At 57.2% G+C, this 13,469-nt stretch carries 12 protein-coding genes; all 12 read left to right on the plus strand.

Annotated features, from left to right (window positions below; genetic code table 11):
• Positions 1-57 precede the first annotated feature (57 nt).
• The 12 genes from serC (at position 58) to wbpB (ending at position 13,438) form a co-directional block, all read left to right on the plus strand.
• Positions 58-1,143, plus strand: a complete 1,086-nt coding sequence (gene serC, locus J3P81_RS08030) for a 3-phosphoserine/phosphohydroxythreonine transaminase (protein ID WP_420767787.1) — start codon at positions 58-60, stop codon at positions 1,141-1,143.
• On the plus strand, positions 1,143-2,237 hold the full coding sequence (gene pheA / locus J3P81_RS08035; protein ID WP_420767788.1) for a prephenate dehydratase: 1,095 nt from the start codon (positions 1,143-1,145) through the stop codon (positions 2,235-2,237). The genes serC and pheA overlap by 1 nt, the downstream gene beginning before the upstream one ends.
• Before the next feature lie 13 nt (positions 2,238-2,250).
• Positions 2,251-3,363, plus strand: a complete 1,113-nt coding sequence (gene hisC / locus J3P81_RS08040) for a histidinol-phosphate transaminase (RefSeq protein ID WP_434563064.1) — start codon at positions 2,251-2,253, stop codon at positions 3,361-3,363.
• Between the two features lie 28 nt (positions 3,364-3,391).
• A complete protein-coding gene (locus tag J3P81_RS08045) occupies positions 3,392-5,599 on the plus strand; it encodes a bifunctional prephenate dehydrogenase/3-phosphoshikimate 1-carboxyvinyltransferase (protein WP_434564088.1) in 2,208 nt (735 codons plus the stop codon).
• Complete coding sequence (gene cmk, locus J3P81_RS08050; protein ID WP_030141014.1) at positions 5,596-6,285, plus strand: (d)CMP kinase; 690 nt, start codon at positions 5,596-5,598, stop codon at positions 6,283-6,285. Before J3P81_RS08045 ends, cmk begins: the two co-directional genes overlap by 4 nt.
• Before the next feature lie 120 nt (positions 6,286-6,405).
• Positions 6,406-8,097 (plus strand): 30S ribosomal protein S1, encoded by a 1,692-nt coding sequence (gene rpsA, locus J3P81_RS08055; protein WP_030141013.1) that lies wholly within the window; start codon positions 6,406-6,408, stop codon positions 8,095-8,097.
• Positions 8,098-8,298: 201 nt separating this feature from the next.
• Positions 8,299-8,577: a hypothetical protein gene (locus J3P81_RS08060; protein ID WP_434563066.1), complete on the plus strand. Its 279-nt coding sequence runs from the start codon at positions 8,299-8,301 to the stop codon at positions 8,575-8,577.
• 145 nt (positions 8,578-8,722) lie between these two features.
• Positions 8,723-9,019: an integration host factor subunit beta gene (gene ihfB / locus J3P81_RS08065; protein ID WP_420767791.1), complete on the plus strand. Its 297-nt coding sequence runs from the start codon at positions 8,723-8,725 to the stop codon at positions 9,017-9,019.
• Between the two features lie 25 nt (positions 9,020-9,044).
• Positions 9,045-9,269, plus strand: coding sequence for a lipopolysaccharide assembly protein LapA domain-containing protein (locus J3P81_RS08070; protein ID WP_420767792.1), 225 nt, complete (start codon positions 9,045-9,047; stop codon positions 9,267-9,269).
• Positions 9,270-9,456: 187 nt separating this feature from the next.
• Positions 9,457-10,512 carry an LPS O-antigen chain length determinant protein WzzB gene (locus J3P81_RS08075; protein WP_434563068.1) on the plus strand — a complete coding sequence of 352 codons (1,056 nt, stop codon included), beginning with the start codon at positions 9,457-9,459 and terminating at the stop codon, positions 10,510-10,512.
• 644 nt (positions 10,513-11,156) lie between these two features.
• On the plus strand, positions 11,157-12,470 hold the full coding sequence (gene wbpA / locus J3P81_RS08080) for a UDP-N-acetyl-D-glucosamine 6-dehydrogenase (protein WP_434563070.1): 1,314 nt from the start codon (positions 11,157-11,159) through the stop codon (positions 12,468-12,470).
• Between the two features lie 17 nt (positions 12,471-12,487).
• The gene (gene wbpB / locus J3P81_RS08085) at positions 12,488-13,438 is read left to right on the plus strand and encodes a UDP-N-acetyl-2-amino-2-deoxy-D-glucuronate oxidase (protein WP_434563072.1); all 951 of its coding nucleotides are present in this window, start codon (positions 12,488-12,490) and stop codon (positions 13,436-13,438) included.
• Positions 13,439-13,469 lie beyond the last annotated feature (31 nt).

A 13,469-nucleotide genomic window follows, 5' to 3' on the forward strand; every position in this document is an offset into this window, starting at 1 on the left:
AGGGCGGTGTGCGGACCAAAAGATTTATGTGACCACCAGATCAGAGCGAGATTGGATGTGAGCAAGAGAGCCTATAACTTCTGTGCCGGCCCGGCGGCGCTTCCCGAAGCGGTCCTGAAGCGTGCCCAGGGCGAACTTCTCGACTGGCATGGCAAGGGCCTGTCGGTCATGGAGATGAGCCATCGCAGCGATGAATTCGTGTCCATCGCCACCAAGGCCGAGCAGGACCTGCGTGATCTGCTGAACATCCCGTCCAACTATAAAGTGCTGTTCCTGCAAGGCGGCGCCAGCCAGCAGTTCGCCCAGATTGCACTGAACCTGCTGCCGGAAAACGGCTCGGCTGACTACATCGACACCGGTATCTGGTCGCAGAAGGCCATCGAAGAAGCGTCGCGCTACGGTCACGTCAACGTGGCGGCCACCGCCAAGCCCTACGACTATTTCGCGATACCCGGCCAGAACGAGTGGAAGCTGTCCAAGGACGCGGCGTACGTCCACTACGCGCCGAACGAAACCATTGGTGGCCTGGAATTCAACTGGGTCCCGGAAACCGGTGACGTGCCGCTGGTGGCCGATATGTCCTCGGACATCCTTTCGCGTCCAGTGGACATCTCCCGTTTCGGCATGATTTACGCCGGCGCCCAGAAGAACATCGGCCCGAGCGGCATTCTGGTCGCGATCATCCGCGAAGACCTGCTCGGTCGCGCCCGCTCTCTGTGCCCGACCATGCTCAACTACAAGGTCGCGGCGGACAACGGCTCGATGTACAACACCCCGCCGACCCTGGCCTGGTACCTGTCTGGCCTGGTCTTCGAGTGGCTGAAAGAGCAGGGCGGTGTCGAGGCTATCGGCAAGCTCAACGAAGTGAAGCAGCGCACGCTGTATGACTTCATCGATGCCAGCGGCCTCTACAGCAACCCGATCAACAAGTCTGATCGCTCCTGGATGAACGTGCCGTTCCGCCTGGCGGATGATCGTCTCGACAAGCCGTTCCTGGCCGGCGCCGACGAGCGCGGCCTGCTGAACCTCAAGGGCCACCGCTCGGTCGGCGGCATGCGCGCCTCCATTTACAACGCCGTGGACATCAACGCAGTCAACGCGCTGATTGCCTACATGGCGGAGTTCGAGAAGGAACACGGCTGATGTCTGAGCAAGAACTCAAGGCGCTGCGCCTACGCATCGATGCCCTGGATGAGAAAGTCCTGGAGTTGATCAGCGAGCGCGCACGCTGTGCCCAGGAAGTTGCCCGGGTAAAAATGGCGTCCCTGGCCGAAGGCGAAGTGCCGGTGTTCTACCGGCCGGAGCGCGAAGCCCAAGTGCTCAAGCGTGTCATGGAGCGCAACAAGGGGCCGTTGGGCAACGAAGAGATGGCGCGCTTGTTCCGCGAAATCATGTCCTCGTGCCTGGCTCTCGAACAGCCGCTGAAAGTCGCTTACCTGGGCCCGGAGGGCACCTTCACCCAGGCAGCGGCCATGAAGCATTTCGGTCACGCCGTGATCAGCAAGCCGATGGCGGCCATCGACGAAGTCTTCCGCGAAGTGGCGGCCGGTGCCGTGAATTTCGGCGTGGTGCCGGTGGAGAACTCCACCGAAGGTGCGGTCAACCACACGCTGGACAGCTTCCTCGAGCACGACATGGTGATCTGCGGCGAAGTCGAGCTGCGCATTCACCATCACCTGCTGGTGGGTGAGAACACCAAGACCGACAGCATCAGCCGGATCTACTCCCACGCACAGTCCCTGGCCCAGTGCCGCAAGTGGCTGGACGCCCATTACCCGAACGTCGAGCGCGTGGCGGTATCGAGCAATGCCGAGGCGGCCAAGCGGGTCAAGGGTGAGTGGAACTCGGCGGCGATCGCCGGCGACATGGCGGCAGGCCTTTACGAGCTGACGCGCCTGGCCGAGAAAATCGAGGACCGTCCGGACAACTCCACCCGGTTCCTGATGATCGGTAACCAGGAAGTCCCGCCGACGGGCGACGACAAGACCTCGATCATTGTCTCCATGAGCAACAAGCCGGGGGCACTTCATGAGCTGTTGGTGCCGTTCCATGACAACGGCATCGATCTGACGCGGATCGAGACTCGCCCTTCGCGCAGTGGTAAATGGACCTACGTGTTCTTCATCGATTTCGTCGGCCACCACCGCGATCCGCTGGTGAAAGGTGTGCTGGAGAAAATCAGTCAGGAAGCAGTGGCACTCAAGGTGCTGGGTTCCTACCCCAAGGCAGTTCTTTAAGGGCGGATAGCAAATGAGTGGCAACTTCCTCGCCCTGGCCCAGCCAGGCGTTCAACAACTTTCGCCCTACGTTCCAGGCAAGCCTGTGGACGAACTGGCCCGCGAGCTGAATCTTGACCCGGCCAGCATCGTCAAGTTGGCGAGCAACGAAAATCCGCTGGGCGCGAGCCCCAAGGCACTCGCGGCAATTCGCGACGAACTGGCCGAGCTGACGCGCTACCCCGATGGCAACGGCTTCGCCTTGAAAAGCCTGCTGGCCGAGCGCTGCGGCGTCGAGCTGAACCAGGTGACCCTGGGTAACGGCTCCAACGACATTCTCGAGCTGGTCGCCCGTGCGTACCTGGCGCCGGGCCTCAATGCCGTGTTCAGTGAACATGCGTTCGCGGTCTACCCGATTGCCACTCAGGCCGTCGGTGCCGATGCCCGTGTCGTTCCAGCCAAGGCTTGGGGGCACGACCTGCCCGCCATGCTCGCCGCCATCGACGCCAATACCCGCGTAGTCTTCATCGCCAACCCGAACAACCCGACCGGCACCTGGTTCGACGCCCAAGCCCTGGACGACTTCCTGCAGGACGTGCCCGAGCACGTCCTGGTGGTGCTGGACGAGGCCTACATCGAATACGCCGAAGGCAGCGACTTGCCCGATGGGTTGGATTTCCTCGCGGCCTACCCGAACCTGCTGGTGTCGCGCACCTTCTCCAAGGCTTATGGCCTGGCGTCGCTTCGGGTTGGCTACGGCTTGTCCACTGCGGTGGTGGCCGATGTGCTGAACCGCGTGCGCCAACCATTCAACGTCAACAGCTTCGCCCTGGCTGCCGCTTGCGCCGCATTGCAGGACGAAGCCTACCTGGCGCAAAGCCGTCGCTTGAACGAAGCCGGCATGCAGCAATTGGAAGTGGGCTTGCGTGAGTTGGGTCTGGGCTGGATTCCTTCCAAGGGCAACTTCATTTGTGTGGACGTGGGACGCGTCGCGGCGCCGGTCTATCAAGGCTTGCTGCGCGAAGGCGTGATCGTGCGTCCGGTGGCCAACTACGGCATGCCGAATCACCTGCGGGTCACCGTTGGCCTGCCGGCGGAAAACAGCCGTTTCCTGGAGGCGCTGAGCAAGGTCCTGGCTCGTGGTTGATGTCACCTTGCTGCAACCTGCGACCCCTATGATCGGTCGCCTGGTGGTGGTCGGCCTGGGGTTGATTGGCGGTTCGTTCGCCAAGGGCCTGCGTGAAAGCGGGCTGTGCCAGGAAGTCGTGGGCGTCGATCTTGACCCGCATTCACGCAAGCTGGCGGTAGAGCTGGGCGTGGTGGACCGCTGTGAAGACGATTTGCAGGTCGCTTGCCAGGGCGCGGATGTGATCCAGCTGGCGGTGCCGATCCTGGCCATGGAGAAACTGCTGGCCCGATTGGCCGGCATGGAGCTCGGGCAAGCGATTCTCACCGACGTCGGCAGTGCCAAGGGCAATGTTGTGCGGGCGGCGACCGAGGCGTTTGGCGGCGTGCCGGCGCGTTTCGTGCCCGGTCACCCGATCGCCGGCTCCGAACAGAGCGGGGTGGAGGCTTCCAATGCCGAGCTGTTCCGTCGGCACAAGGTCATCCTGACGCCGTTGGACCAGACGGACCCGACGGCGCTGGCGGTGGTGGATCGCCTGTGGCGCGAGTTGGGTGCCGATGTCGAGCACATGCAGGTCGAGCGACACGACGAAGTATTGGCCGCCACCAGCCATTTGCCGCATCTGCTGGCGTTCGGTCTGGTGGATTCATTGGCCAAACGCAATGAAAATCTTGAGATCTTCCGTTACGCTGCCGGCGGTTTCCGCGATTTCACGAGAATCGCGGGTAGCGACCCGGTCATGTGGCATGACATCTTCCTCGCCAACCGTGAAGCTGTCCTACGCACACTCGATACATTTCGCAGCGACCTCGACGCCTTGCGCGACGCGGTCGATGCAGGGGACGGGCACCAATTGCTGGGCGTTTTCACACGTGCCAGGGTGGCCCGCGAGCATTTCAGTAAAATCCTGGCCCGTCGGGCCTATGTGGACGCTATGAACTCCAACGATCTGATTTTCCTGGCACAACCTGGTGGCTCCCTCAGTGGGCGGATTCGTGTACCGGGCGATAAATCGATTTCCCACCGTTCGATCATGCTCGGCTCGCTGGCCGAGGGCGTGACCGAGGTGGAAGGTTTCCTCGAGGGCGAAGACGCTCTGGCGACGCTGCAAGCGTTTCGCGACATGGGCGTGGTCATCGAAGGTCCGCACCACGGCCGCGTGACGATTCATGGTGTCGGCCTGCACGGCCTCAAGCCTGCGCCGGGCCCGATCTACCTGGGCAACTCCGGCACCTCGATGCGCCTGTTGTCCGGCCTGCTGGCCGCCCAGGACTTCGACAGCACCCTGACCGGCGATGCCTCGCTGTCCAAGCGCCCGATGAACCGTGTTGCCAACCCGTTGCGGGAAATGGGCGCGGTGATCGAGACCGCTGCCGAGGGCCGTCCACCCATGACCATTCGTGGTGGCAACAAGCTCAAGGGCCTGACCTACACCATGCCGATGGCCAGTGCCCAGGTGAAATCCTGCCTGCTGCTGGCGGGCCTCTACGCCGAAGGCAAGACGACGGTCACCGAGCCGGCTCCGACCCGCGACCACACCGAACGCATGCTGCGTGGCTTCGGCTACCCGGTCACGGTCGACGGCGCCACGGCGTCTGTTGAATCCGGCAACAAACTGACCGCGACCCACATCGAAGTGCCAGGCGATATCTCCTCGTCGGCGTTCTTCCTGGTGGCGGCTTCGATCGCCGAAGGATCCGACCTGGTGCTGGAGCATGTCGGCATCAACCCGACCCGTACCGGCGTGATCGACATCCTGCGTCTCATGGGCGCCGACATCACCCTGGAGAACCAGCGTGAAGTGGGCGGCGAACCGGTTGCGGACTTGCGCGTACGAGCGGCTAAACTCAAGGGCATCGAGATTCCGGAAGCGCTGGTTCCCCTGGCGATTGACGAGTTCCCGGTGCTGTTCGTGGCGGCTGCCTGCGCGGAAGGCCGCACTGTGCTGACTGGCGCCGAAGAGCTGCGGGTCAAGGAATCGGATCGCATCCAGGTGATGGCGGATGGCCTGCTCGCGCTCGGCGTCAAATGTGAGCCGACGCCGGATGGCATCATCATCGACGGCGGCCAGATTGGTGGCGGCGAGGTCCATGGGCACGGTGATCACCGTATCGCCATGGCCTTCAGTGTTGCGTCCCTGCGCGCCAGCGCGCCGATCCGCATCCATGATTGCGCCAACGTCGCCACGTCGTTCCCTAACTTCCTGGCGTTGTGCGCGCAGGTCGGTATTCGAGTAGCACAAGAGGCACAGTCGTGAACATCAAGGCACCGGTCATCACCATCGATGGCCCAAGCGGATCGGGCAAGGGCACCATCGCCGGCATGCTGGCCAAGCAACTGGGCTGGAATCTGCTCGATTCCGGTGCCCTGTATCGCTTGCTGGCCTTCGCCGCGGCCAACCATGGCGTCGATCTGACCAACGAAGAGCTGCTCAAGGCCCTTGCCGCCCATCTGGACGTGCAGTTCATCGCGGCCACCGATGGCCAGTTGCAGCGGATCATCCTCGAAGGTGATGAAGTCAGTGATGTCATCCGCACCGAAAGCGTTGGCGCCGGGGCTTCCCAGGTCGCCGCGCTGCCGGCGGTGCGCGAAGCGTTGCTGCAACGCCAGCGGGCTTTCCAGGAGCCGCCGGGGCTGGTGGCGGACGGCCGGGACATGGGCACGGTGGTGTTCACCGATGCGCCGCTGAAGATTTTCCTGACCGCCAGCGCGGAGGAGCGGGCTCGCCGCCGATATTTGCAGTTGAAGGGCAAAGGCGAGGATGTTAGTCTGTCGAGTCTGCTAGATGAGATCCGTGCACGCGACGAGCGTGATACCCAGCGCGCAGTGGCCCCGCTAAAGCCGGCGGCCGATGCGATACAGCTGGATTCCACGGAGTTGTCCATCGATCAGGTGTTGCAACGCATCATGAGTGAAATCGCGCTTCGCGATATCGCCGGGTGACCAGGAAGCTCCGCAGGGGACCAGTCATAGTCCTGCGGTGCTTCTTATATATGAAACTAACCCACATCGTCTGGGGTGTGGAGATGGGCGTTTACTTCGCCCTAATCAACAGGAATTAAAATGAGCGAAAGCTTTGCGGAACTCTTTGAAGAAAGCTTGAAAACCCTGAACCTTCAGGCAGGCTCCATCATCACCGGCGTTATCGTTGATATCGATTACCAGGCTCGCTGGGTAACCGTTCACGCTGGTCTGAAGTCTGAAGCGCTGATCCCGCTTGAGCAGTTCTACAACGACGCTGGCGAACTGAACATCAACGTTGGTGACGAAGTTCACGTGGCGTTGGATTCGGTTGAAGATGGCTTCGGTGAAACCAAGCTGTCCCGTGAAAAAGCCAAGCGTGCTGAATGCTGGATCGTTCTGGAAGCGGCCTTCGCAGCTGAGGAAGTGGTCAAGGGCGTTATCAACGGTAAGGTTAAAGGCGGCTTCACTGTCGACGTTAACGGCATCCGTGCGTTCCTGCCAGGTTCCCTGGTTGACGTTCGTCCAGTGCGCGACACCACGCACCTGGAAGGCAAAGAGCTGGAATTCAAGGTCATCAAGCTGGACCAGAAGCGCAACAACGTTGTCGTTTCCCGTCGCAGTGTCCTGGAAGCCGAGAACTCCGCCGAGCGTGAAGCTCTGCTGGAATCGCTGCAGGAAGGCCAGCAGGTCAAGGGTATCGTCAAAAACCTCACCGATTACGGCGCATTCGTCGATCTGGGTGGCGTCGATGGCCTGCTGCACATCACCGACATGGCCTGGAAGCGTATCAAGCATCCTTCGGAAATCGTCAACGTTGGCGACGAGATCGATGTCAAGGTTCTGAAGTACGATCGCGAGCGCAATCGTGTTTCCCTGGGCCTCAAGCAACTGGGTGAAGATCCATGGGTCGCTATCAAAGCCCGTTACCCAGAAGGCACCCGCGTCACCGCCCGTGTTACCAACCTCACCGACTACGGCTGCTTCGCTGAGCTGGAAGAAGGCGTTGAAGGCCTGGTACACGTTTCCGAAATGGACTGGACCAACAAGAACATCCACCCTTCGAAAGTCGTACAAGTCGGCGACGAAGTGGAAGTCATGGTTCTGGACATCGACGAAGAGCGTCGTCGTATCTCCCTCGGCATCAAGCAGTGCAAGTCCAACCCATGGGAAGACTTCTCTGGCCAGTTCAACAAGGGCGATAAAATCTCCGGCACCATCAAGTCGATCACCGATTTCGGTATCTTCATTGGTCTGGACGGCGGCATCGACGGCCTGGTTCACCTGTCCGACATCTCCTGGAACGAAGTGGGCGAAGAAGCCGTACGCCGTTTCAAGAAGGGCGACGAGCTGGACACCGTTATCCTGTCGGTTGACCCAGAGCGCGAGCGCATCTCCCTGGGTATCAAGCAACTGGAAAGCGATCCGTTCTCCGAGTACGTTCAAGAGAACGACAAAGGCGCAATCGTTAAGGGCATCGTGAAAGAAGTTGACGCCAAAGGCGCCATCATCACCCTGGCCGACGATATCGAAGCGACTCTGAAAGCCTCCGAAATCAGCCGTGACCGCGTTGAAGACGCGCGCAACGTCCTGAAGGAAGGCGAAGAAGTAGAAGCCAAGATCATCAGCGTTGACCGCAAGAGCCGCGTAATCCAGCTCTCCATCAAGTCGAAAGACGACGCTGAAGAGAAAGAAGCAATCCAGAGCCTGCGCGACAAGCCAGCTACTGACATTGCTGCTGGTCCTACCACTCTGGGCGACCTGCTGCGTGCACAGATGGAAAAACAGAACTGAGTTCTGTCAGACCATAGAAAAAGGGCGACTTCGGTCGCCCTTTTTTGTGCCTGCGATTTCTGGTTTGCCAAGGCATTGCAGGGTTGTCCCAGGCGTTCCTCTCGAAGCGTTGCGAAACCAAACGGCCAGCATGGGTGTCTCTTCTATGACACAGCTGGAAAAATTCGGGACAGGGATGCGTCCCTCTAACGAAGGATCTGAATGAATAAGCTCTTTCTGATGTTGGTTGTTCTGCTGCTGGCAGGCTGCGCCACGAGCGCCAAGACCCACGCCGTGCGAGGTGTCAGCGGTATCGAGGTCGATTGCTCAGGGCTGGGCTCCGGCTGGGGGAAGTGCCATAAGCGCGCAGCCAAGGAGTGCAAGGGGGCAGGCTACAAGGTGATCACTCGATCCGATGATGCAAAAGACCAGGATCAATACCCCTTTGGCTTCAATCCGGCGGGTTACCTGACTCGCACCATGCTGGTCATGTGCCGCTAACCTGCAAAATGTTTTCAGTCTGCGCCAAAAAGGGGCGATCAGGGGGCGCTGAAGATATGTCAAGAGTTGGGCTGTTCAAATTCCTCCGGGCATGCTAAAACCTTTGAAGCGATTTTCCTAGCTGCTTGAAAAAGAAGGGAAAAACATGACGAAGTCGGAGTTGATCGAACGAATTGTCACCCATCAAGGGCTGCTCTCATCCAAGGATGTAGAGCTGGCCATCAAGACCATGCTTGAACAAATGTCCCAATGCCTGGCGACCGGAGATCGTATCGAAATCCGCGGGTTCGGCAGTTTCTCCCTGCACTACCGCGCCCCTCGTGTGGGTCGCAACCCAAAAACAGGTCAATCTGTCAGCCTCGATGGAAAATTCGTACCTCATTTCAAGCCGGGCAAGGAGCTCCGAGACCGGGTGAACGAGGAAGAGGGTGACGAGGTCTGAATCGACCCCAAAAAAAGAGGTCTCCATGCGGAACTTTAAGCGCCTTGCGCTTGTCGTACTTGCGGTGCTCGTGGCTTCGGCTATCGTACTGTTCGTGCTTGAAAACAATCAGCCTGTCGCGCTGTTGTTCCTGGGATGGTCGGCACCGCAACTTCCTGTTTCGGTTTTTGTGTTGCTCGCGCTCCTCTCTGGAATGATGATTGGCCCCCTATTGGCGTGGATCGCCGGGAGAGGTAGGCGGCTGAAATAAATGGATGTGTGAGCCCAGTAGTCTCGTAGTAAGGATCACTGCCGCAAATTTCTGACTTTGGGTATGTTGCATTTGTTCAATTTTAATAAAAACACCGCAGTGTCCGCCGCGGACTTGCCCGCCTTACCTTTTAATGCGACCCGTGTGTCTGCAAGCGCAAAGCTAAAAAAAGGGAGCGAGGCTATCCATGCAAGATAATCGTATTGCAACGCGCGACGACGATGAAATCGACCTGATCGCCCTCGCTCGCGGGCTTTGGGCTCAAAAATGGCTGATCATCGCCATTACTCTTCTGGTCACTGCTGGCGCTGCTGCTTACGCGTTCCTCAGCAAACCTGTCTATGAAGCAAAGCTTTTTATCATGCCGCCGACTCAGAATGGGATCGCCGAGTTGAACTATGGGCGTGGGAAAAGTACCGAGCTGGAAACTTATTCAATCAAACATGTTTACGATGTTTTTGCTCGTAACTTGCAGGGTGAGTCGCTTCGTCAGACTTTTTTCAATGAGGTTTATCTTCCTTCGCTTGATGAGTCGCAACGAGAGGGGGCTCTTGATCGTTTGTACGAGCGGTTCTCTCGACAGCTGGTCGTCAAAGGGCCTGGGAAGGATACGCCAGATCGTTTCTCCGTCACTGTGCAAATCGGCGACCCGGTAAAGGCTACCGAGTGGGCCAAGGCCTACGTGGCGCGCGCCAGTGAGGCTGCCGAAGCTGAGCTGGTCAAGAACGTAACGACTGAAGCTTCGGTTAGAGCGCGCAATCTGGAACAACGTATTGTCAGCTTGCGCGAGACTGCGCAGCGGATACGTGAGGACAGGATTCAGCAATTGCGGGAAGCATTAAAGATTGCCGAGGCGATTGGATTGACTACGCCGACGGTTAACTCCTCTGCTGCGGTGGATATTACCGTTGATACCGGTAGCAAGATGGATTATCAGCGTGGTAGTAAGGCATTGGCCGCTGAAATTCAAGCGTTGGAATCTAGGGCTTCGGACGATGCGTTTATATCAGATCTTCGGACGTTGCAGATGCGGTATAACTTTTATCGTAAGTTGAATGTTGATCCTGAGCTTATTTCGGTTTATCGGCAGGATGGTAGTGTTGAGGTTCCAGAGAGTCCTATCAAACCAAGGAAGGCAATGATCTTACTGATTGGTATTATTGTCGGTGGGTTGATTAGTAGTTTCGTAGCGTTGATCCATTACAGTCTTGTGCGAAGTAGGGAGCGGCGGCCCTCAAACTAGGGTTTCGCCGGTTTCAAGATGCTTTACAGCGATCTGGTGTCCGCCTATGAGTTATTTTAGAAGCCCGTCTTTATAAGAAACATTCTTGTGAAGACGGGTTTTTCGTTGATACGCCTACCCATTTTTGTCCCAAGGGAGGCTGCTGCGATCGTGGATGGTGGCTAGGCACCATTCTGCTGAGATGAGTAAGAGGGCTAGGAGCGACCGAGGAGCTGGTTGATGGGCGCAACGAAGACAGCGTTCGCTGAAATGATGTCGTAATGATGTCGGCAAAAAGCGCAGCTAAGGAAGCAAGATCCCGCGAGATCTGGTTGGACTCAGCTGGCTGCAATTCATGAAAGCCATTCACGCCCATAACGGGCATAATACCCTTTTGTGACAAGCGTATTCGCTGCACGCAAAGCCGCCTCGATGGCCTCTCATTTGGCAATTACTGAGCGTCCCAGGCAGTGAATTGGTTGTTGGGCTGGCGGTAGGCTTTGGAGCGTCGAGCCTGGCTCAGGGGCTTTGGCTTTGGCAAAAGAAGACTGAAAGAAGCGTCCGATGGTTTCTCGTGTCAGGGTGGAATGAGGTTAGACCTGTTTTGGGGCTGACTTGTAAATCTAAGTAGATTAGTGAATTAAAAAGTTGAAAGGGAGAGTTGGATGTCGAGCATAAAGCAGGCGAGCGTCGCCAAATTTAAATCCAAAGAGGCCGTCATTGGTATAGTCGGTCTTGGCTACGTGGGCCTGCCCCTGATGCTGCGCTACAATGCAATCGGGTTCAAGGTGCTTGGACTTGATATCGACAGTTCCAAAGTTGAGCTGCTAAATTCGGGGAAGAGCTATATAGAGCATATACCTGGAGAAAAGGTGGAGTCGGCTCGGCGTAATGGGTTTGAAGCGACAACTGATTTTACGCGCGTATCGGAGTGCGATGCACTGATCCTCTGCGTGCCGACACCGCTAAACAAATATCGCGAGCCCGACATGAGCTTCGTGATAAATACAACTGATGCAATAAAACCATACTTGCGGGTGGGGCAGATAGTTTCTCTTGAGAGTACCACTTATCCAGGTACGACAGAAGAGGAGCTGTTGCCACGTGTGGAAGAAAAAGGTTTAGTTGTTGGTGATAATATTTTTCTTGTTTACTCTCCTGAGCGTGAAGATCCAGGAAATCCAAACTTCGAAACTCGCACTATTCCAAAAGTAATTGGTGGGCATACCCCAGCTTGTCTTGAGGTAGGTGTCGCCCTTTATGAGCACGCCATTGACCAAGTCGTGCAGGTTAGCTCTACCAAAGCTGCAGAAATGACCAAGTTGCTTGAGAATATCCACCGTGCGGTAAATATTGGCTTGGTAAACGAAATGAAAGTGGTCGCAGACCGCATGGGTATCGATATTTTTGAGGTGGTTGACGCTGCCGCAACAAAGCCCTTCGGCTTCACAGCTTATTATCCAGGTCCCGGTCTAGGTGGTCATTGCATACCAATCGACCCGTTTTACCTCACTTGGAAAGCGCGAGAATATGGACTGCATACGCGATTCATTGAACTATCGGGGGAAGTAAACCAAGCGATGCCAGAGTACGTTCTGAGCAAGTTGATGGACGGCCTGAATGACCGTGGTAAGGCTCTAAAAGGTAGCAAGGTTCTGGTGCTTGGTATCGCCTACAAGAAGAACGTAGATGACATGCGAGAGTCCCCTTCGGTGGAAATCATGGAGCTGATCGAGGCAAAAGGTGGTGTCGTAGGTTATTCCGATCCGCACGTTTTGAAGTTCCCAAAAATGCGTGAGCATCACTTTAATTTGTCCAGTGAGCTTCTGACTGCTGATATCTTGAAAGCTTATGATGCCGTCATCCTGGCCACAGATCACGATAAATTCGACTATGAACTTATCAGTCGGCATGCACAGCTAATCATCGATAGTCGCGGTAAATATCGTGCACCTCAACCGAATATTATCAAGGCTTGATGACAGGAGAGTTCTGGATGAAACGTTTTGCTTTAATTGGTGCTGCCGGTTATATCGCGCCTCGCCACATGCGTGCCATTAAGGATACCGGCAATACATTAGTGTCCGCTTATGATATCAATGATTCGGTAGGCATCATCGATAGCATTTCCCCGCAAAGCGAATTTTTTACCGAGTTCGAGTTCTTCCTTGACCACGCCTACAGCCTCAAACGCGACCCAGCGACCGCTTTGGATTACGTGTCGATCTGCTCGCCCAACTACCTGCACCACCCGCAAATTGCCGCCGGCCTACGCCTTGGTTGTGACGTGATCTGCGAGAAACCGCTGGTGCCAACCCCGCAGCAGTTGGACCAGTTGGCCCTGATCGAGCAAGAGACCGGCAAGCGGTTGTTCAACATCCTGCAGCTGCGCCATCACCAAGCAATCATTGCCTTGAAGGACAAGGTTGCTCGCGAGAACAACCCGCATAAGTACGAAGTCGACCTGACCTACATCACTTCTCGCGGCAAGTGGTACCTGCAAAGCTGGAAAGGTGACCCACGCAAGTCGTTCGGCGTAGCCACAAACATTGGCGTGCACTTCTACGACATGCTGCATTTCATCTTTGGCAAGCTGCAGCGAAACGTTGTGCACTTCACTTCCGAACACAAGGCGGCCGGGTACCTGGAGTACGAGAAAGCACGCGTACGCTGGTTCCTGTCGGTCGACGCCAACGACCTGCCGGAATCGGTGAAGGGCAAGAAGCCGACTTACCGTTCGATTACCGTTAACGGTGAAGAAATGGAGTTCTCCGAAGGCTTCACTGATCTGCACACAACCAGTTACGAGGAAATCCTGGCTGGTCGTGGTTATGGCATCGAGGATGCTCGCCATTGCGTGGAGACAGTTAATACCATTCGCAGTGCGGCCATTGTCGTGGCAGCGGACAACGAAGCGCATCCGTTCGTCCAAGCCCTTTCTCGCTGATAGGCGAGACAATACGGGTGGCTTTGCGCCA

This window comes from Pseudomonas sp. R1-6, assembly GCF_051132115.1.
Classification (GTDB): Bacteria; Pseudomonadota; Gammaproteobacteria; order Pseudomonadales; family Pseudomonadaceae; genus Aquipseudomonas.

What these genes read in the sequence shown, in the direction of transcription:
- J3P81_RS08045 (WP_434564088.1), top strand. Translation starts at nt 3,392, where the DNA reads ATGATCGGTCGCCTGGTGGTGGTCGGCCTGGGGTTGATTGGCGGTTCG.
- wbpA (WP_434563070.1), top strand. Translation starts at nt 11,157, where the DNA reads ATGTCGAGCATAAAGCAGGCGAGCGTCGCCAAATTTAAATCCAAAGAG.
- J3P81_RS08060 (WP_434563066.1), top strand. Translation starts at nt 8,299, where the DNA reads ATGAATAAGCTCTTTCTGATGTTGGTTGTTCTGCTGCTGGCAGGCTGC.
- J3P81_RS08075 (WP_434563068.1), top strand. Translation starts at nt 9,457, where the DNA reads ATGCAAGATAATCGTATTGCAACGCGCGACGACGATGAAATCGACCTG.
- J3P81_RS08070 (WP_420767792.1), top strand. Translation starts at nt 9,045, where the DNA reads ATGCGGAACTTTAAGCGCCTTGCGCTTGTCGTACTTGCGGTGCTCGTG.
- hisC (WP_434563064.1), top strand. Translation starts at nt 2,251, where the DNA reads ATGAGTGGCAACTTCCTCGCCCTGGCCCAGCCAGGCGTTCAACAACTT.
- rpsA (WP_030141013.1), top strand. Translation starts at nt 6,406, where the DNA reads ATGAGCGAAAGCTTTGCGGAACTCTTTGAAGAAAGCTTGAAAACCCTG.
- pheA (WP_420767788.1), top strand. Translation starts at nt 1,143, where the DNA reads ATGTCTGAGCAAGAACTCAAGGCGCTGCGCCTACGCATCGATGCCCTG.
- wbpB (WP_434563072.1), top strand. Translation starts at nt 12,488, where the DNA reads ATGAAACGTTTTGCTTTAATTGGTGCTGCCGGTTATATCGCGCCTCGC.
- ihfB (WP_420767791.1), top strand. Translation starts at nt 8,723, where the DNA reads ATGACGAAGTCGGAGTTGATCGAACGAATTGTCACCCATCAAGGGCTG.